14 protein-coding genes are annotated in these 18511 nt (G+C 61.1%); 7 read left to right on the top strand and 7 right to left on the bottom strand.

The genetic code is table 11. The features are described from left to right. Nucleotides 1-2 precede the first annotated feature (2 nt). The 4 genes from ACFOPH_RS18660 to tssE all read right to left on the bottom strand — a co-directional run bounded on the left by ACFOPH_RS18660 (nt 3) and on the right by tssE (nt 5466). Nucleotides 3-1715 (bottom strand): Hsp70 family protein, encoded by a 1713-nt coding sequence (locus ACFOPH_RS18660; protein WP_379736897.1) that lies wholly within the window; start codon nt 1713-1715, stop codon nt 3-5. Between the two features lie 385 nt (nt 1716-2100). After that, entirely contained in the window at nt 2101-3186 is a 1086-nt protein-coding gene (gene tssG / locus ACFOPH_RS18655) for a type VI secretion system baseplate subunit TssG (protein WP_312547497.1), read from the bottom strand. Continuing rightward, nucleotides 3150-4982, bottom strand: a complete 1833-nt coding sequence (tssF, locus tag ACFOPH_RS18650; protein ID WP_379736895.1) for a type VI secretion system baseplate subunit TssF — start codon at nt 4980-4982, stop codon at nt 3150-3152. Before tssF ends, tssG begins: the two co-directional genes overlap by 37 nt. A 1-nt stretch (nt 4983) precedes the next feature. Beyond that, entirely contained in the window at nt 4984-5466 is a 483-nt protein-coding gene (tssE, locus tag ACFOPH_RS18645) for a type VI secretion system baseplate subunit TssE (RefSeq protein WP_379736893.1), read from the bottom strand. Between the two features lie 159 nt (nt 5467-5625). Here tssE and tssK point away from each other — a divergent pair, with 159 nt between their 5' ends. The 4 genes from tssK to ACFOPH_RS18625 all read left to right on the top strand — a co-directional run bounded on the left by tssK (nt 5626) and on the right by ACFOPH_RS18625 (nt 9736). Continuing rightward, nucleotides 5626-6966, top strand: coding sequence for a type VI secretion system baseplate subunit TssK (tssK, locus tag ACFOPH_RS18640; RefSeq protein WP_379736891.1), 1341 nt, complete (start codon nt 5626-5628; stop codon nt 6964-6966). Nucleotides 6967-7024: 58 nt separating this feature from the next. Then, nucleotides 7025-7288 (top strand): PAAR domain-containing protein, encoded by a 264-nt coding sequence (locus ACFOPH_RS18635; RefSeq protein ID WP_379736889.1) that lies wholly within the window; start codon nt 7025-7027, stop codon nt 7286-7288. Between the two features lie 10 nt (nt 7289-7298). Continuing rightward, a complete protein-coding gene (locus ACFOPH_RS18630) occupies nt 7299-8711 on the top strand; it encodes a hypothetical protein (RefSeq protein ID WP_379736887.1) in 1413 nt (470 codons plus the stop codon). A 74-nt stretch (nt 8712-8785) separates the two neighbouring features. Beyond that, the gene (locus ACFOPH_RS18625; RefSeq protein ID WP_379736885.1) at nt 8786-9736 is read left to right on the top strand and encodes a formylglycine-generating enzyme family protein; all 951 of its coding nucleotides are present in this window, start codon (nt 8786-8788) and stop codon (nt 9734-9736) included. Here ACFOPH_RS18625 and ACFOPH_RS18620 read toward each other — a convergent pair. Together ACFOPH_RS18620 and ACFOPH_RS18615 are read right to left on the bottom strand one after the other, a co-directional pair. Continuing rightward, the gene (locus ACFOPH_RS18620) at nt 9733-11934 is read right to left on the bottom strand and encodes a hypothetical protein (protein ID WP_379736883.1); all 2202 of its coding nucleotides are present in this window, start codon (nt 11932-11934) and stop codon (nt 9733-9735) included. The two genes, ACFOPH_RS18625 and ACFOPH_RS18620, sit on opposite strands and share 4 nt — an antisense overlap. A 47-nt stretch (nt 11935-11981) precedes the next feature. Continuing rightward, nucleotides 11982-14933, bottom strand: a complete 2952-nt coding sequence (locus ACFOPH_RS18615; protein WP_379736881.1) for a type VI secretion system Vgr family protein — start codon at nt 14931-14933, stop codon at nt 11982-11984. A gap of 308 nt (nt 14934-15241) precedes the next feature. Here ACFOPH_RS18615 and ACFOPH_RS18610 point away from each other — a divergent pair, with 308 nt between their 5' ends. The 3 genes from ACFOPH_RS18610 (at nt 15242) to ACFOPH_RS18600 (ending at nt 17983) form a co-directional block, all read left to right on the top strand. Beyond that, nucleotides 15242-15754, top strand: a complete 513-nt coding sequence (locus ACFOPH_RS18610) for a hypothetical protein (RefSeq protein WP_379736879.1) — start codon at nt 15242-15244, stop codon at nt 15752-15754. A 339-nt stretch (nt 15755-16093) separates the two neighbouring features. Further along, nucleotides 16094-17113 carry a hypothetical protein gene (locus ACFOPH_RS18605; protein WP_379736877.1) on the top strand — a complete coding sequence of 340 codons (1020 nt, stop codon included), beginning with the start codon at nt 16094-16096 and terminating at the stop codon, nt 17111-17113. Between the two features lie 84 nt (nt 17114-17197). Continuing rightward, nucleotides 17198-17983, top strand: a complete 786-nt coding sequence (locus ACFOPH_RS18600) for a hypothetical protein (protein ID WP_379736875.1) — start codon at nt 17198-17200, stop codon at nt 17981-17983. Nucleotides 17984-18039: 56 nt separating this feature from the next. Here the strand turns inward: ACFOPH_RS18600 and ACFOPH_RS18595 are convergent, their stop codons facing one another. Then, nucleotides 18040-18504: a hypothetical protein gene (locus ACFOPH_RS18595; RefSeq protein ID WP_379736873.1), complete on the bottom strand. Its 465-nt coding sequence runs from the start codon at nt 18502-18504 to the stop codon at nt 18040-18042. Nucleotides 18505-18511: the final 7 nt, after the last annotated feature.

The following is an 18511-nucleotide window of genomic DNA, read 5'->3' as shown; positions in this document are numbered from 1 at the left end:
CTTCAGTCTTCGGGCAGCAGGAAGCTCTGGTGCTCGAAATACTCGAGCACTTGCCGGAACCTGTCGGCCGCGGGTGCGATGACGTGGCGGTCCTGCGATTCGAGTGCGCGCTCGAAATGCACGATCTGCTGGCCCAGTTCCTCGCGCGCCGCACCGCGCAACTGCTGGTACTGGCGCTCGCCACGCGCCAGCAGGGTGCGGTTCTCCATGCGGTCGCGCGGATGGATCTTCAGTTCCGACAGCGCCGCGAAACGCCGGGCGATTTCCTGCTCGCTGAGCAGCCCCGGATTACCCTCGATGACCAGGGTGTGGACTTCTCCCGTACGCACCAGCGTTGCCTCCACCTGCAGCAGGCCGTTGACGTCGTAGGTCAGGCGCACGTCGACCGGGTTCTCGTCGCGCGGTGCCGGCGTGAGCTTGATCTTCAGCTGGCCCAGCTTGATGTTGTCGGCCGCCATGCGCGCTTCGCCCTGGAAGATGTTCAGCTCGACCACGGCCTGGTTGTCCTGCACCGGGTAGTAGCGCTTGACGCGGCTCACGGGAATCACGGTGTTGCGCTCGATGATGGGATCGAAGTGGCCCTGCGACATGCCGCCGCCGTCGAGGCTGATGGCGGTGTCGGTGCCGAGCGAATACGGTGCGACGTCGGTCATCACGACCTCGTCGAGGGCGGCGTCGTTCATCTTCAGCCCGGCCTGCACGGCGGCGCCCAGCGCGACCACCTCGTCGGGATTGATGTCGCAGGCAGGGAAACGCCCGAACATGCGCGCGACCATGCGCCGCACGGTCGGCATGCGCGTGGCGCCGCCGGCCAGCACGATATTGTCGAGCTCGGCGATCGGCAGGCGCGCGTCGCGCAATGCCCGCTCGACCGGATGACGCAGGCGCGCCAGCAGGGTGGCGCAGCTCTTTTCCAGCGCCGCCTCGTCGAGTTCCATGACGTAGTCGGTCTGGCCGTCGCCGACGCGCACGGTCGCTTGCGGCGCCTCGCTCAAGTTCCGCTTGGCCTGTTCGACCTGGGCATGCAGGCGCTGCACGAAGCGCGCGTCGCGCCGCAGCGAAGCGGGAACCTGGGCGGCGTCGTAAAAGCGCTCGACCAGGGTCGCCACGAAATCCTCGCCGCCCAGGTGGTTGTCGCCGGCCGAGGCGCGTACTTCCATCACGTTCTCGAACAAGTCGAGCACGGACACGTCGAAGGTGTCGCCGCCGAGGTCGAAGACGAGGAATTTGGATTCGCTGTCGCGCAGGTGGATGCCATAGGCCAGCGCCGCCGCGGTCGGCTCGTTCAGCAGGCGCTCGACCTTCAGGCCTGCGAGCTGGCCGGCGGCACGCGTGGCCTTGCGCTGGGCGTCGGAGAAATACGCAGGCACGGTGATGATCGCCTCCAGCACCGGCTGGCCGAGCGCGGCTTCAACGTCTTCCTTCAGCGAACGCAGGATCAGGGCCGACAGCTCCTCGGGGCGAAAGGCGCGCTTGCCGAGCATGAGCGTCTTGTCGCTGCCCATCAGGCGCTTGAAATTCGCCGCGCTGTGCTGGGGATGGGTCTGCAGGCGCTCGCGCGCCGCGCGGCCGACCAGGATCGAACCATCGTCGTCGACGCTGACGCAGGAAGGCGTCAGGACGTCGCCCAGGCTGTTCGGAATCAGGCGCGGCGCACCGTTTTCCCATACCGCGACCAGGCTGTTGGTCGTGCCCAGATCGATTCCGACGATCACATTGTTCCTTTTAATTATTGGTTATTACAAATATGATATCTCATCATCCCCGCCCGTTCCAGAGAAGGCGGGAATGGGCGTTCGCGCCGAAATACTCGATCAGCTTGCGTTGGCGCGGAGTCGTCGGATGCAGCATCGCCAAGAAGTTTAATTTTTCCTCATTTTATGTATTTTATAGCAATAAAATACTATTTTTCTTGCTTAAGTAGCATGAAAATGCTGGTGATTTAGCAATTATAAGAATACATGATATCTTACGGTAACTGTTGGTTTCACGTGAAACCGGGCAGATATGCGCTTGCTGAATTTGACGATTTTGCTTATCCGGGCGGATGCCCGTCGCGCTCGTGCGAGACACGGCCAAGCCGCCTCGACCATGCGCGGCTCAGCCGGCAAGCAGGTCGTAGCGCACGTCGCGGCGGTCCTGCTCCTGCGGGCCCTCGACCAGGTAGGCATCCCAGCCGAGGCGCCCCAGCGTCCCGGTGGTCGAGATCGTGACCGGCCGCACCTCGGCCGCGCGCAGCACCAGTTCGACTTCGTATTCGAGCACGACACCGGTGAACATCGCCAGCAGGCTTTTCAATGCGCGCGCCGCCATCCCGCCGGGCAGGAAGGCGGTGAAACCGGCGTGGTCGAGCGGCCCGACAACCAGGCGCAGGCGCAGGTCGCGCTGCCAGACGCGTCCGCCCGCGATCGCATCCTTGCCGAGCACGCCGATATTGCCGCCGAGCGCGGTCTGCTGGGCCAGCGGCACCTCGTACCAGCGCCCGACGAATTGCTCGACCTGCACCGGGTGACCGAAGTATTCCGACAGTACGCGCGCCAGCTGCACGGCCGAGGTGGGCCGGTGCCGGATCGACGCGGCGAAGTAGCCGATCGATTCGTCGAGCACGGCGCCATCCGCGCGGCTGGACAGGCGCTTGCGCAGCGAGGCATTGCCCAGGCCCGCCAGGGACAGCAGCAGCGGCAGGAAGGCATCCTGCCCGTCGAGCTGGTACTGGAAGGCCAGCCGGTACTTGCGCCAGGCCGCATAGAACAGCGCCAGCGAGCGGTTCGAGAAGGTGTCGAGGAAAGCGCGCGCGCCCTCGTCCTTCTCGTTGAACAGGTGCTCGGCAATGCGCTCGGTGTAGTGCGCCGGCAGCACGCCGTTCCCGCCCAGCAGCCCCATGAAGGAGGGCGTCAGGCGCACGTACTTCAGCTGCTTCGCGGCCAGCGCGGCCCCGAGCGAGGCGGCGTCGCGCGCAATGTCGCGCGGCTCGGTCTGGATAGCCTCCAGTTGGCTGGCCGGGAAGCGCAGCGAGGTCGAGTTCTGGAAACGCAGGAAGTCGGCGACCATCTGCCGCGGCGGCGCACCGCTGCGCTTGAGCCAGAGCTCGAGCACGCGCACCGCCTGGAAATACTCGAAGCGGTAGGGTTCGCGGAACAGCCGTTCGATTACAGCAGGCTCGAATCGCCGCTTCGTGGCGTGCATGAGAGCAGTTCCTCACCGTTCTTGTTGGAGACGACCACCAGCCGGGTAAAGCTGTTGGCGTGCACGTAGAGCGCCAGGAAACGCTCGACGATGTGGGCAAACGCGTGGATGCCGCTGCCGACAAAGGCTTCCTCGTCGATACTCAAGCGCACCTCGACGCCGCGCACCAGGCAGGTAAAAGGGTTGCCCGACATCCAGGCCGTGGCCGCATGCTGGGCCAGGTCGGCGATGCCGCCGATCTGCCGCTGCGAGGAGGGAGAGCGCGGCAGGTCGTACAGCGCCAGCATCTCGCGGAAGGCATCGATGCCGCCGTCGGCCAGCGACAGGTGGTTCAGCGACAGGTGCGAGATCAGGCGCCAGTGGGCGCCGCGCCCGTGCGCGAAGCGGTAGGAGGGCGTCGGCTTGCGCAGGAAGGCGATCGCGCGCAGGTTCGAGCCGCCTTCGAGGAACAAGTCGCCGCCGGGCTGGCCGTAGCCGAGCAGGGACGGCAAATCGCGGTTGCTGCAGGTCAGGTCGATGTTCAGGGTATCGGTCTCGACCGCGGCCGGGTCGAAGTCGATGTCGACGATCGAGATCTGGGCCTCGAAGCCCGGGCTGCGTTCCATCAGCTCTTCGTCGCGCCGCATCGCCCAGTAGTGGCCGTTCTGCTCCGGCGTCTGCGCATGCTTCAGCGAATAAAAGGGGCGGAACTCGACGACGGTTTCTCCCTGCGGCGTCTGGCGCACCAGGTTCACCGAATCGATCGAATAGATCTCGTAGGCAAAGGCGCGGCGCGCATCGGCCAGCACCGGGTAGCTGGCGCTGGCGTGGGTCAGGCGGATCGGCTCGCCGCGCTGGCGGAACAGGTTGATCACCGGCGTACAGCCGAGCAGCACATTGTTGGTCGACAGCGTCGAAAGCATGCGCGCCGTGTTCGAATCGGCGCGGATGCCTTTGATCCCCAGGTGCAGGGTGATCGAACGCGCGCCCGGCGGCAGGACCGCCGCCATCGCCGCCAGGTCGATATCGAAAAAATTGAATTTCTCGGGAAAGCAGAAGTATTCGGTCAGCAGGCGGTAGGCCGCGTGCGAACGGGCCGGGAAATCGATCAAGGCCTCGTCTTCCTCGAAGCCGGCGGCCTTGACCGGAATGGAAGAGAGCGCCACCCAGCGCCCGTTGTGGTCGGCCTCGGCCCAGGCGGCCAGGCCGCGCATGAACAGCGCATCGCGCAGCGCCGCGCAGAACGAGGGTTCGCCGTCGATGAAGACGCGCAGCGCGGGCAGGGCCTGGATCGGCGCGGCGCCGTCCCGGGTGCTGTTCAGGGTGAGGTGCAGGCAGCTGCTCACGCCGGCGGGCAGGCGCACGGCGTCGGGCGGGCTGACGATGGCATCGAAACCGGCGTGGCTGAAGGCGAGCGGCGCCAGGGTCACCGGATACACGGTGCGGAAGGTGCAGGCGGCGCCGCGGATCGGGCGCGTGTTCAGTTGCGTGCCGCGCGCGATGACGCTGGCGCCGCCTTGGGCGCCCTCGGTGTCCAGGCGCGCGATCGAGCACGAGGGAAAAGGCCGCAGGTAATGCGGATACAGCACGTCGAACAAGGCCTCGGTGAATTCCGGGTAGTCGTCGTCGAGGCGCTTGGCGATGCGGGCGTTGAGCAGGGAAAAGGCCTCGATCATGCGCTCGGTGTGCGGATCTTCGCAGACCTCGCCGCTGATCAGGAGGCGGCCGGCGATCTTCGGATAGCGTTCGGCGAATTCGCGCAGGTTGCGGCGCAGGTAGCCCAGCTCGCTTTCGTAATACGGCAGTAATTGTTCCAACTTAGGCTCCCGCAGGCGCGGCGCGGCCCGCTTTGCTGATGCTGTAGCTCAAGGTCGACGGCTGCAACACGGCATCGAAGTTCACCGTCTCCTGCGCCGCATTCACGATCAAGAGGGCGGTGATCGCGAAATCGAGCCGGTTGACGCTGTTGGCCCGCAGCTCGAGCGAGGCCTTGACGTCTTTCAGGCGCGGCTCGTGGCGCGCGATGACGCTTTCGATGCAGGCGCAGATATGGGCGCGGTCGGTCGGGCTCGACAGCGACAGGTCGGCAAAATCGATCAAGCCGTAGCTGACGATGGAATCGGCGCATTCCGGATAGGGCTTCAGGAACTCCGCGGGGAACACCGAGCGCGTGTTGAGCAGGGCTTCGAGATCGCGCGCCACCATGTCCTTCATGTCCTCGAGCAGCGCGCGCGGATTGGCGCCCGCGCGGACCGGCATGCCCAGCAGCCGGTCGAATAATCCAGGCGTAAAACCTTTCATCGCTACTCCTTTTCAAGCGTCGCCGGTTCGAAGCAAACCGCATGGTGCCACGTTGCGCAGCGCAAACGTTTGAGCAACTTCACATAGGCAACTTCTGCCTGTTGTTATTGTTCCTTGAGAAAAGTTTGGCCCATATCAACCAATAGCCGAGGATGCCGAATGAGCAGCAAAGTACTTTGGGGCGAAGGCCTCCTGTTACGCCCACAACATTTCCAGCGCCAGGACGAATACCACGAACATTGCCTGCAGAAGGGCATCAAGGCGGTCCACCCCTATGCCTGGGGCGTCGAGCGCCTGCAGGTCGACCGCGAGGCGCTGGCCAGCAACGTGCTGCGCATCGTCGAGCTGGCGGTGCGCTTCCAGGACGGCGACCTGGTCGACGCGCCCGGCGCCGACGAGCTGCCCGATGCGATCGACCTGAGCCTGCTGGCGCAGTCGCAGCAGAGCGTGACGTATTACGTGGCGCTGCCGGGACTGAAACCCTTCAGCGGGAATTTCACCCAGCCGGGCCAGGCCTCGAACACGGCGCGTTTCGTCCAGGCCAACCAGGACACGCCCGACCTGTACACCGGCGCCGCGCCGGTGCAGCTGGCCTACCTGAAAAAATCGGTGCGCCTGGTCTCGGAATGCGAGCCACGCGATGCCTACGTCCACTTTCCGCTGCTGCGCCTGCGCCGCGCCAGCACCGGCGGCTTCGAGCTCGACCCGGCCTTCGTGCCGCCGAGCCTGACGGTGGCCGCCGCGCCGCCGCTGTTCCAGCAACTGCGGCGCCTGCTCGACGCGCTGCAGGCGAAAGTCAGCGCCCTGTATGGCCACCACCGCGAGCCGAGCAAGAACGTGATCGAGTTCCGCTCGGGCGACATGAGTTCGTTCTGGCTGCTGCACACGGCCAGCGCCGCCTACGCCGAGCTGACCCACCATTTTCATCATCCAGCCCTGCATCCGGAGCGGCTGTACGAGCAGTTGCTGGGTGTAGCGGGACGCCTGATGACCTTCTCGAAGAGCTGGACCCTGGCCGACCTGCCTCCCTACCAGCACGCCGATCCCGGCCCCGGTTTCACGACACTGCACCAGATCATCCGCGAGCTGCTCGACACCGTGATCTCGTCCAAGTACTTCGCCATCGCCCTCAACGAACACCGGCCCTGCTACCACATCGGCATGCTCGACTCGGGCAAGATCGACGAGAAGACCACCTTCTACATCGCGGTCGGCGCCGACGTTCCCGCGGTCGAACTGGTGGACGTCGTGCCGCTGCGCTTCAAGGTCGGCGCCCCGGACGACGTCGAGAAATTCGTGCTCTCGGCGCTGCCGGGCGTGCGCCTGCAGTACACGCCGCAACTGCCGGCCGCCGTCCCCGTGCGGCCCGACACCTGCTACTTCCTGCTGGAGGCGAAAGGGCAGATGTACGAGCGCATGATCAAGGCGCAGTCGATCTCGATCTACGTGCCGGCCGGGATGAAGGAATTGCGGCTGGAGTTGCTGGCGGTGGCGGCATGATGCATGCGCGTGTAGCCTTTCCCACACATTGCTGAGATTTCATTCGAGGAGATGATTCATGGCTGGAGCACTGATCCGACTCGGCGACAAGACGTCCCACGGCGGAAGCGTTATCGAGGCATCGCCGCATAGCGATATCGATGGTGTACCAATCGCACGGATGGGCGACAAGACTGTTTGCCCAAAACATGGCCCCAATCCCATTGCCAGCGGTGACTCGACCCTGATTGTCGATGGCAAACCGGCTGCCCGGCACGGTGACAAGACGGCTTGCGGCGCCACGCTGATCGCGGGCCAGCAAACGACGATCGACAACATTTGAGATCGCGCCGATGACCTCGTCTACCATGGAAGCAGGGCGTGCAAAGCCTGTTTGGATCAAAAGCGGTATCGCCGCCGTATTCGTCCTGGCTGCATGCTGGGGAGGCGCAATCTGGTACTGGCGTACAAGCGACAATACTCCCGGCATGAGCGACTTGGTGCTGGGCTTGTTGGCACTACCATCAGGATTGCTCCTGGCGCTCTGGCTCGGAAAAAAAGCCATACCGTCACGCGGTGTTATCGCGGCCACTGCCGCCGCATCGCCGGTAAAGGCTCAGGCTGCTCCAGCAACCCCATCCACTCCACCGCTCGCCATTCTTGCGGCAGCACTCCGGTGCCCCCATGGTTCCTCTGCCGAAGAGCTTGCTGCAGTCATTGCGACGAACAAAGCGCAACCAGACCTGGACAAGGAACTGGTAGACGACGAAGGGTTTCCTCTTACGTGCGCGCGCCGCGACGACGCCAACGACAAAGCGCTTCAGGAAGAGATTCGGGAATGGCAAACCCGGAACAACGTACCGGAGTCTCTTTTCGGCGAAGCCCAGTACCGTGCGCTCGTCCTTGGCACAGCTGTCATGCGGGATCTGGCGTGGCATGCCATATCGGATTTGTGCTCTGCCGAAGGTAGCGCACCACAGTTGCGCTTGATCCCGATCCTGCCCGCTGACTGGACTGCGGAACAGCATAGTGCTGCGCAAATGTGGTTCAAACATATCGCAACACAGGCGGGCTTGCCGTCCAAGGACGTGACTTGCATGGATGGGCCGTGTAGACCCGCCGAATCCGCACTAACCAACATGCTGGAGCGATTTGCGCTCGACACGTCCACATCCAACGCCCGACTGGCAGCGATCGTGGCTGCGTGCGGTTCCAATATCGACCAGACAACGGTTGATGAATGGGCAGAGCAAGGAAAGCTATTTATCCCCTCCCGGCCACAAGGATTCGTTCCTGGAGAGGGAGCAGCTGGCTTTCTGCTGACCGACCTGCGCCAGGCTCAGTCGATCGAAGGTGCGGTCTACACACTGCTCGATCCGATGGTGGAAGCGAAGCGCGAGTCTTCAAGCAGCAGCAACCGCGCCGATCCCGGCTTCCTCGACGAATTGGTGACGCGTGCCGTGAAAAGCGCTTCCATCGCCATGGCAGACGTTGGCATGGTGGTTGGCGATGCCAGCCACCGCGGTCAAAACATGCAGGAGCTGATGGGATTCACATCAACCGCGATGCCGCAGCTTGACAGCACAGCCGACGTTGCAAGCGTCGGATCAAGCTGCGGAAGCTGTGGTGCTGTCCCATTCGTCACAGCGCTGGCGCTGGCACGGCATTACGCACTCGAAAAAGGAAAACCTGCCCTCTACATGAGCAATGACGATCCCGAACTCGGTCACGCAGTTCTTGTCAGGCCGGCTGCATCCGGGTCTTGATCGCACGCGCAGCAAGATCCGCTACAACCCACATTGTCCCGCTCACTCCACCTTCGTCTCGGCAAAGTCTACTCATGAGAACCGCCTCCAAGTTTGCTGCATTGTTCGTGTTTAGCGCCCTGCATGCTCTTGCTGAATCAGTAGAACAGGTCCCAGGACACAAGAGTTCGAGTTCATCTCCAGAGCTGGAAGCACGTGTTCAGGCTTTGCTGGCAAAAGTAAAGCGTTCTCTCCGGCCGCTCAAGAGCGGCACCTTCGAGATGGGAGACTGGGGCAATGAGCACGGCGTTCCCTACGATTTCGATGCGCATAGTCGGCCTGTACACAAGGTGACGCTGGATGGGTTTTCGATGATGGCCTACAAGGTTACGTATGAGGATTTTGATGTCTTCACCGATGCGACTGGGAACGAACGAATCGCCATGCGCGCGAACGATATGGAAGACCGCGCACCGAAGCGACCAGCTGGGGTCAGCTGGTATGGTGCGAAAGCCTACTGCGAATGGCTGGGCCGCTTAACCAAGCTTCCTTTCGATCTGCCTACAGAGGCGCAATGGGAATATGCAGCGCGCTCCGGAGGCAAAAAGATGTTATTCGCCACAGATAACGGGAAAATCGAAAGAGGGCGAAATTTTCCGAAAAAGTGGATGTATGAAGAGAAACAACCCCCGATCCCAGATGTCGGCAGTTTTCCTCCGAATCCTGCCGGCTTGTATGGCATGTCTGAAGACACTGGGGAATGGGTGAATGACTGGTTTAGTGAGAACTACTACAAGGTCTCACCTGCGAAAAATCCTTCCGGTCCCAAATCCGGTACCAAAAAGGTGATACGAGGAAGCGTCGAAGGGTCCGCTGAAATCGCAGCCATGGTCTTCATGCGAACCTCGGGCGATCCACAGCCCATGCGCACCACTTATCCACGAGGAATCGGATTCGAAGAAGTCTTAGTTCCCTTTCCACAGTACTCAGGATATAGAAGCGACACTTTCCGATGTGTTGTCAAAAATATTTACACTCAGCGTTAAGCAGTATTATAAGCAGAATTATGCAGTGGAAATTGTGCAACGCGAAAATCGGGCTCGTCGTTACGAAGAAAAGCTCTACCTAACAATGGAGTCGCTGTTGCTAGCTGCATTGTACAGCGATCAATACAACTGTCGAACTTAGTTCCAGAAACAATTGAATTAATTAACTGTATTCCCTGATTGCGACCTGATTCATCCCCAAATGCGAGATTGACTCGATCCAGAGTATTAAATAGCTGACCATTTGACTGAATTGTTGATAACAATTCGTTAATCGAATAAGAAGCTGAGGTTTTAAGCTCCAGATTTCCTGGATTCTTTTGTTGAACATATGCATCAGCTATACTCTTTATAAGAGCACCGCGCGATTCCGGAGGCATATACGCATACCACCCCCATCCTGATCTTAGTTGCCTCTCTACCATTTTTATTAGTTGTTCGCCGTTGTTGGATATACTACTCACTACGTCTCTATATGTGTCATCAATAGCCTTGGCTTTAACTCCTACATAATTTTCTATCGACTTACCAGTAACAGTATGCAAATATAATATTTTATTGAAAATTTCAAATGCCGTGGACGGCATTGCCTCTACCATCTTTTTATAATCAGCTTGTTTCAGCTGGTGAGCTATACACATGAAAAATTGACCAATTTGCGCTGCGCCGACTTCACAGGCCACGCTCCCTGCCCCGCCCAGGCCTAGACACGCGCCGGCCTTGGCTGCAATCACAAATCTTCCGTCACGATAATCGCATTGAAAACCAAGGGTTGCGGCAAGTCCTTGAATTGCGCTGACACCCACACTGATTTTCGCGACATCGGCGTAAGCCGCAATGGCCTTATTCGGATCAGGCTTCTTCGGCCCTTTCGGATCGATTATCCCTTCAGGACTGAGCCATTGCAGGGCTCCTGCCAGGTCGATCGATTCCTTCAGCCCAGCAAAAACGTCGACTTTCCCCTTTGCTCCAACCTTCGCTTTCGCGCCTGCTTGATTTGGCGGCGTGCCCCGTACGCCTTGTTTGTCGCCTGTGATCATCAACGCAGCCCCAGCTTCCAGCGCCAGGCTGGCGCCGGCCAGTGCAGACAACGTAAGGTCCCCGCGCACCCGGAAATACCCGAAGTTAAGAGGATGCCCAAGTAGCTCATTTTCGAGATGCCAACCGGCCGCATGTGGCAGGTAAAGCGTCGTCGCCACTTTGGCCTCACCTACAGCGAAAGAGGCTGCCGCGTTCGCCTTGATGCTGAACTGGGCGGCCTTCGCCCCGCGCTTGAAACGCTGCTTCCAGTTCGTATCGCGCCCATCGTGCAAATTTCCCTGGAAGGGCATGAAGGTCGCCTCGGCGCCGGCACCTGCCGACCAACGCAGGAATTGCGCCTCGGGTTTGACGTCAATATTGCGATAGGGATTATTTGGATCGCTGGTCTCTGCAGCGAAGATGCCCTCGACGACTTCCTGTTGACTGCGTTCCAGCCAGGCAGTGGCGCTCGTCCCCATGACCTTTGCCCACTCGGTCAAAATGCCGCTGAACTGATCAGCGTCCTTGGGCGCCAATTTCCACTTCTTGCTGAACTTGGCTCTGTCCTGTACCTGATTCAGGATGCGGTTCCGGACTTCGGTCGTATTCAGCTGCGTGCCGTTAAAAAGCTTTTCTCGCGGCGGCTTTCTTCGTTCGGCAGGACCATTCACAAGATAAACACGACGGTCAGCAAGTGCCGTTTGCAACCGCTGGGCATTGACATAAATGGGCGTGTGCACTGGTCCCTCGATGCGCTTCATCGTCATCGGAACAAGCTCGACCAGTTTTTTGGGGTCCACTTTCTGCGAAACGAGTGCCTGCACACGCTGTTTCGCTGCTTCGCTTTTCTGCGCCAGTGTGCTAAGGGCGGCGTCGAGATCTTTCCTGGCTTGTGCAATCTCCGCCTTCGCGGCGTTTGGCTGCTCCAGCAACGCGTGCAGTGCCAACGATCTCTCGGTGACTTCGCGGTTGGCATCCTGGAGCTCTTCGATGGCGGTCTTGTTCTGGTGCCCATCGACGCGGCACGCCAGCCACTCGTCCGGATACAAGGCGATGAAGGAATTCTCGTCCGGACGGTAGAGAAGCACGCCATCCGTGAGCGTGTGAGTAACCTCTACAAAGGTTTCTTTCGGTGTCGTGGTCGGTGCCGATTTGACTGAAGCTAGCGTCTCGCTCATATCACTTGGTCCGTGGGACTGTTGTCGAATCAGTTCAACTGCCGGTATCACTCATCCTTTGGCAGATGCAGGGTGAGCTCTTCGATTTTTGGCGTGAAGATGCGCTGGGTACGCCCCATCGCATCGGTGAATCCTTCCACCACGACACCGCTGGCAGACTCCAATCGGTAACGGACGTGCGCCATCGGCTGTTTCGTTTCCTCGTCCAGGATGACGAAAGCTTCGTTGTAGATCTCTTTCGCCTTCGGCAAGTCAGGTTTGCTGATGCTGCCATCCGCCGGCCCTGCCAGTTCTTTTTTGGTCGCTTTGAAATCGACCTTGCCTGGTGCGTGGAGCATGATGTTTCCGCCCTCGAGCTTCAGGTACGCCCCTTGCGCAGTAACCAATACGTGCTTGTCCGCAGCGATAACGACGTTCTTGCCGACACTGGCTACGGTGATGGTCTTGTCGGCTGTAATCCGGGTTGCACCTGACTGGCTCTGGCTGCTTACCTTTCCGCTGGCTGCGTGCAGCTTTACTCCGGTTTCCTGGTTCGGTTTGCTCTTATTGCCAGCTTTTCCGTAGGTAAAAAGGCTGATACCGGCTTTTGTGGCATGCGAGACACTGCCCTGTGCCGCAAGATTCACGTCCTGATCAGCAGTCATGCTCGTCGTAACGCCAGCAGTGAAAATTGCGTTTCCTGGAGTGCCCGCCACGATACCGGCCGGGCTGGAGAGTTGCAGATGTGGCTGGCTATATGCAGCTACCTGCCCGTTGCCGCCAGTAGGGGACGTTCCGCCATGACTGTTGGTGTGCTTAAGGACGCCGATAGTGGCTTCCATTGCGCGGAGCGCAGGTAACGCAGCAGTTCCCGGTCCGGACGGATCCGTAACGCCTTCCAGTAGCGCATTGTGCTGTTGGGCCGTCTGCGCCATCGTTGTCTGCAGCGCGCAGCTTTGCTCGATCTGCGTCTGTGCTTCACGAGACTCGAGCTGGTTACCGGTAGCGCCGGCACAAGCTGAAGTCGAGAGCAACAGGCCTTGACCTGCTCGAAAACCGACGCTGTGCTTCGTCTTGATTTCGGCACCGAATCCGACCGGCTGCAGACGTTGGTTATCGACCTGGTGGCGTAGATTTCCAAGGTTGAGTTCAGCCGTACCGGAATGCGCACCCGCGTGGCTTTGAAGCGCAATGCGCGGTTGGCCCGGACTATCGTCAAACACCAGTTGGTTATAAGCGCCGTTGCCGCTCTGGCTAGCGCGCATGCTTTGGGTCTTTATCCCACTGAGTACCGCAGGATGGGCATGCGCGCCGCTTTCTCCGGGAAACCACGGTGGAGCGTTACCAGTCGCTGCGCCGGCACCGTAAGCGGCCTGATTCTCTTGCGCATCGGTCTTGCCTCTACCGTTGTACAAACTTCCGATAACGACTGGCCGATCAATGTCGCCGTCCAGGAAGTCGATCAATACTTCACTCCCAACCCGCGGCACCGCTACGGCGCCCCAGTTGGCTCCAGCAATCGCTGCCAGAGGCGTGGCAATCCGCACCCACGTACCGGAACGATCATCGGCTGGCGCGCCTGTTTGTCCATCAGGAGCTGGATGGGTCAGACGGCTGTGACTTTGGTCATTACTTGCTGCATTTCTCTGCCAGTGAAACTGCACCTTGATGCGATGGTCCCTGTCCGTGTGAATGACGGCGCCTGGAGGACCGACTACGATGGCAGTTTGCTGCCCCAGCACCGTAGGCCGAGGATGTATTCGCATCCCATGCCCGTCAACATCGCTGCTGCGATAAGGGACCTGCCGACGAATTGCATCAATGCGGTTCCGGTAGAGAGGACGCTGTCCACCAATCGTTCCCGCCCCATGCCTCTCTTTGCGTGGATCGATGCCAAAGTCCGGCTTGATGTCGTCGCCCAGCGCTTTTGTAATCGTGGAGCGAAGTTCAGCGTCGAGGTTATTGTTCGCCAAATGCGTCACCCGTGTAACAGCAAAGGTGCGCGCCTCGTCGTCCTTTGCTTGGTCCAGATGAGCCTGCCCACGTAGGACAAATGTCGTGCCAGCAGCCAAGGTACGCACTGTCCCGGCACCATGGTGAATTTCCTTGGCCAACTGAAGCGCCTGGAGCTGGTTATCGATAAGTCGCTGCCCTTGGGCGCGCGTTTCGTAGGCATAAGCGCCCGGAGTGTCGTGACAGGCGGTATCCTCTGAGTTACGTCCATACGTACCCGCAGTAACAGGACGGTTACCGCGAGTTCGGTAATCCCAACTACGCATGGTGGCTGTTCCAACGACAGCACGCTGTACCGTACGCCAGCGATCCATGCTGTCCTCATGCATTACCGCCCCAGACTGGGTGAAGCGCACTTCTGCTTGAATGTTCGGCTTGAAGGCACGGTTATGGTCAGCAACCACCAGTGTATGACTGCCCGAATTACCGTCGCCATTGGCAGGCTCGTGCTCGAAGAAATAGAACAGGCCTTCCTCATGCATTAAACGCTCTGCAAACGCGAAATTCGATTCCTGGTACTGACAAGTAAGGGAGCGCACCGGATAGAGACTGCGATCGGCAAGGTCGAATCGCCAGTTTGGGACCAACCTGCTCTTGGCAAATGCACTTCCGAAGACTGCATCGAGAATGTCAAAGACCGTTTTATCCTGAAAAATACGGCTATCGCGTCCAAGCTTCAGAAAGGCGCACCAAGGCTCGATCGTGAGCTTATAACGGGCGAAGCCGCCATTGGCGCCGATACACTGGGCAGAGGTTACATAGCCATGAAATGGGCGCCGTTTCATGCCTGAACAGACAGTCAATAGCTCTACAAGAACAGGTTCGCCCAGGAGCGACTTCAGTGGGATATATGCGTCTGTGGATAAAGCCGTGAGTTCGATGCAAAAAGTATTGCTCAGGCTTTCCTCGACGCGTAAGCACTCGGCCAACAACTTGTCCGAACCTAACGGCGTGATGAAGCGAAGAAGGCGAGTGTCTTGGGTAAAGCGAGGGAATAGCTCGACCACTTGTTACTCCTCTTGCAAACAGGTAGCAGCTGATCAGCGAAACAAGGGGGACAGATTTTTCATCACCGTATCGCAAGCTGATGCGACAAAAGTGCATTGTTACCTGCGGCCCGATATAAATTATTGACGAGTAGCAAGGTTGAGCGCGGGATGTTCCTAACAGAATCTCCTCTAGTTAACGATGAGGAATCCCATGTCCTCGAAGCAGATGCCGTCCGATCCTTCCTACACCGCGTCAGCGCTCGCGCCGATTGGTGCTGCCAGGCGAGGCGCTACCATCGAGCCATGTAAATCATGCTGGGAGAATCATGATGGCCGATAACAAAGACCTTTCCCCGGGCGCAGGTGCGCAAGGTGGCGACGCGGGCAACCGCGGCGGCGATGTGGGCAGCGGGCTGGGCAACGGGCAGGGACTGGACCGCCTGGCCGGTCCCGCTGCGGGAAGCGTCAACAGCCAGGAGGCCGGCGCCGGCGCGATGTCCGGACAATATACGGGCGGAGCGGGCGCCGGAACGACACGCGAGAGCGGCATCATCAGCGCTTCGCCCGAAAGCAATGTCGGGCCGGCAGGCGCGCCGCAGAGCAGCCGCGGCAGTGCGACTGGGCCGATCCCTGGCGGCACCAGCGGTGCGGCGGGCGCCGGCGACAGCGTGCAGAACGGCATGGGTGGCGCTGCCGGCGGCGGCAATCCGGGCACCTTGGCGCAAACGGCGCCCGAGCAGGACCGCCAGGACGCGACAAAGGACGCGTCCGGGGAGAGCGCCGTCCAGCGCCTGGCCGAGAAGGACGAGGGCGGCGTGGGCGGGGCGGACTCCCGCTGAGAAGGCGATGACGCTGCCGCCTTGCAATGAGGCGGTGCAGCCGCGCGGTCTGCTGCCAGCGTGCGCACTGGCAGCAGGCGCCCCATGCGCTGGCGTGGCAGTCCAGCCACAGTGTTGCATTGTGATAATTCGATAGTCTTTTTCCCATCGGCACGCGCTACCATTCGCTCCGGCTTGACACCGGCATCGTCAGCCCGACGCCCCAGTACACGCCACCATTCCAAGCACGCAGATCGAAACGACCGTCCTCCAGGCCTGGTCGACACCGCATTGCCGGTTCCGAAAAAGCTATCCATGCCTGGAACCACATAACGATAGCAATCCTGAAAAGAGAAAACCATGCAAAAAACGACGTTGTTCCTGGCCCTCGGCTCGGTCCTGCTGCTGTCCGCCTGCGGCGGCGGTGGCGGCAGCAGCGGCACGCCGACGAACCCGAGCCCGGGCCCAGGCCCGGTATCGACCCTCTCCCCGATCACCGCCAGCAATTCGACCAAGGTGGCGGCCAATGCCTACGTCGCTGCCAGCGCCATCGACGATTCTTCGTCCTCGCTGAGCGACATCCTGACCGGCGTCAGCGTCGGGCGCGCCAACATCAGCACGGTGAAACCGGTGCTCGACCTGGTCAAGCGCCCCTATACCCGTGACGCGGCCCAACTGCTGACCGGTGTATCGATCTCCGAAGCATGTAGCGGCGGCGGCTCGATCACCTTCGAGGCCAACCTGCGCGACCAGCAAAAGGTGAGCAACGGCGACAGCATCGTCATGATCGCCAACCGCTGCGTCGAGGACGGCGAGATGATGAACGGCACCTTCAGGGCCACCTTCTCGAACGTGAGCGGCGATGTCATGGAGTCCTGGACCTGGTCCGCCACGCTGGACACCCGCTTCCAGAACTTCAGCATCGCCAGCGGCAGCGAAACGCTCAGCGTGAATGGCGACATGAAGATCGCGATCAACCAGATGAGCGCGAGCAGCAGTTCGCTGACGGTATCGGGCAGCTCCCTGCAGACCACCGAGCAGCGTTCCGGTACGACTGTCGCAACCCGGACGCTGAGCGACTTCACCATGAACAGCAGCAACCGTCTCGGCACCGTGACCAGCGCCGCCACCTTCGCAATGGCCGGCAATACCGGCGGCCTGGGCCAATTCTCCTACACGGTCAGAAATATCCAGCCTTTCGTGACCGTCGGCGGCAGCATGCCGAGTTCCGGTGCACTGGTCGTCAACGGCGCAACGACCTCGGTCACGCTCACGACGCTCAACATCTCCGGTGTCCGCCTGGACCTGAGCGACAAGGCCAGCGGCGCCGTCACGCAAACCACGACGGTCAGCTGGCTCGACCTGTTGCTGTCGTTCTGATCGCCCTGTAGGCGGCAAGCCACGCTGTGCGGGCGTGGCTTGTCCATCCTGCCGCCTCGGGCGGCATGTTTTTTGATGGAACTCATGAGATTACTATTTCGCGTCGGACTCGGCGCCGCGCTGCAGGCATGCCTGCTTCCAAGCGCCAGCGCCCAATGGCAGGGCAGCATCGGTTTGAGCGGCCGCGGCGTGGTGCACGCCGAGTACGACACGGCGGGCCATCGTCTGGTGCGCGAAACCGGCTGGTTGCCCGGCGTCGCATTCGCGGCGGCCTATCAAACCGGCAACGTGACCGTATTCGGCGGCGCCGACTGGTACCGGGACGACATCGCCTACCGCGGCCAGACCCAGGCCGGGGTGGCAGCCAATTCGCGCACCGCCACGACGCTGGAGGCCGTGCGCCTTGGCGCCGCCTATGCCTGGGGTGGCGGCTATGCGCTGCGCGCCGCGCTCGAGCTGGACCGGTGGAAACGCGATATCGCCGGCACTGGCCGCAGCGTCGGGCTGCACGAAACCTACCGCTCGGCGCGGCTGATCGCCGGCGTCGGCAAATCCTGGCAACCGGGCTTCGGCGTGCTCGGCGCGGATGCCGCCCTCGTCGTCTCCGGACCGGAGCGCATGCACGTCGCTTTTTCCGGCGTGATCGACCCGGTCTCGCTCGACACCAAACGCGGGCACGGCATCCGGCTCGGCGCCAGCCTGCGTCCGGCGGCCGCGCCGCGCCTGGAACTGCGCGGCAGTGTCGACTGGCTCAAAGTGCCGCGCAGCGATGCCGTGGCGCTGAGCGCCGACAATCCCTTCCTCGGCACCGTCGCGCAGCCGGAGCATACGCGGCAGGCGCTCAGCCTGACGGTGGCGGCGCTGTTTTAATGGGATGAACAGGAAGCGGCCAAGACGGGGCGGCGTTTTCCGGTCGTATTGGCCGCCTACGGTTCGCGGTCGTCCCTGATCCCGGCGGCGTCCGAAGTGGTATCGATACCGTGGCTACGCCGGGCTTTATGCACCGGATCGAGCAGAACCGGGCCGCAGAGCTCGGCCTTGCAAGCGTAGCCGACTACCTGGCCACTGTCGTTAATATCTTGTGGGTAAATGAGGCGGTAGCCTGACGCGGGATCGATCAGCTCGTTCAGGTTGCGCGACCCCCGGCCCGGGGTGTACAGGAACCCGCCCTCACGCGTGTAGACACCGCCCACGGCCTGCCCGAGATTATTGACACCCCTGGCATCGGACGGCTCATCCACCAGTGTGGTACGGGCGCCGTTCTTCCACATGACGGCGCGGCGCGCATCGACATCACCACCGATCTGCTCGATCCATCCCACAGTCTGGCCTGAGCGATTGATGCGGACCGCATGGCTGCCATATCCTGCAGGCGTCGGAAGCGCTCGCATGACACCG

Origin of the sequence: Massilia haematophila, from assembly GCF_042647645.1 — a bacterium.
GTDB lineage: Bacteria > Pseudomonadota > Gammaproteobacteria > Burkholderiales > Burkholderiaceae_D > Telluria > Telluria haematophila.
This window is presented reverse-complemented; position numbering and strand designations above follow the sequence as displayed.

Bases quoted from the DNA above. Each gene is read 5' to 3' on its own strand.
- ACFOPH_RS18635 (WP_379736889.1), top strand. From the start codon at position 7,025: ATGGCTGGAGCACTGATCCGACTCGGCGACAAGACGTCCCACGGCGGA.
- ACFOPH_RS18595 (WP_379736873.1), bottom strand. From the start codon at position 18,504: ATGCGAGCGCTTCCGACGCCTGCAGGATATGGCAGCCATGCGGTCCGC.
- tssK (WP_379736891.1), top strand. From the start codon at position 5,626: ATGAGCAGCAAAGTACTTTGGGGCGAAGGCCTCCTGTTACGCCCACAA.
- ACFOPH_RS18600 (WP_379736875.1), top strand. From the start codon at position 17,198: ATGAGATTACTATTTCGCGTCGGACTCGGCGCCGCGCTGCAGGCATGC.
- ACFOPH_RS18610 (WP_379736879.1), top strand. From the start codon at position 15,242: ATGATGGCCGATAACAAAGACCTTTCCCCGGGCGCAGGTGCGCAAGGT.
- ACFOPH_RS18630 (WP_379736887.1), top strand. From the start codon at position 7,299: ATGACCTCGTCTACCATGGAAGCAGGGCGTGCAAAGCCTGTTTGGATC.
- ACFOPH_RS18605 (WP_379736877.1), top strand. From the start codon at position 16,094: ATGCAAAAAACGACGTTGTTCCTGGCCCTCGGCTCGGTCCTGCTGCTG.
- tssE (WP_379736893.1), bottom strand. From the start codon at position 5,466: ATGAAAGGTTTTACGCCTGGATTATTCGACCGGCTGCTGGGCATGCCG.
- ACFOPH_RS18620 (WP_379736883.1), bottom strand. From the start codon at position 11,934: ATGAGCGAGACGCTAGCTTCAGTCAAATCGGCACCGACCACGACACCG.
- tssG (WP_312547497.1), bottom strand. From the start codon at position 3,186: ATGCACGCCACGAAGCGGCGATTCGAGCCTGCTGTAATCGAACGGCTG.
- ACFOPH_RS18625 (WP_379736885.1), top strand. From the start codon at position 8,786: ATGAGAACCGCCTCCAAGTTTGCTGCATTGTTCGTGTTTAGCGCCCTG.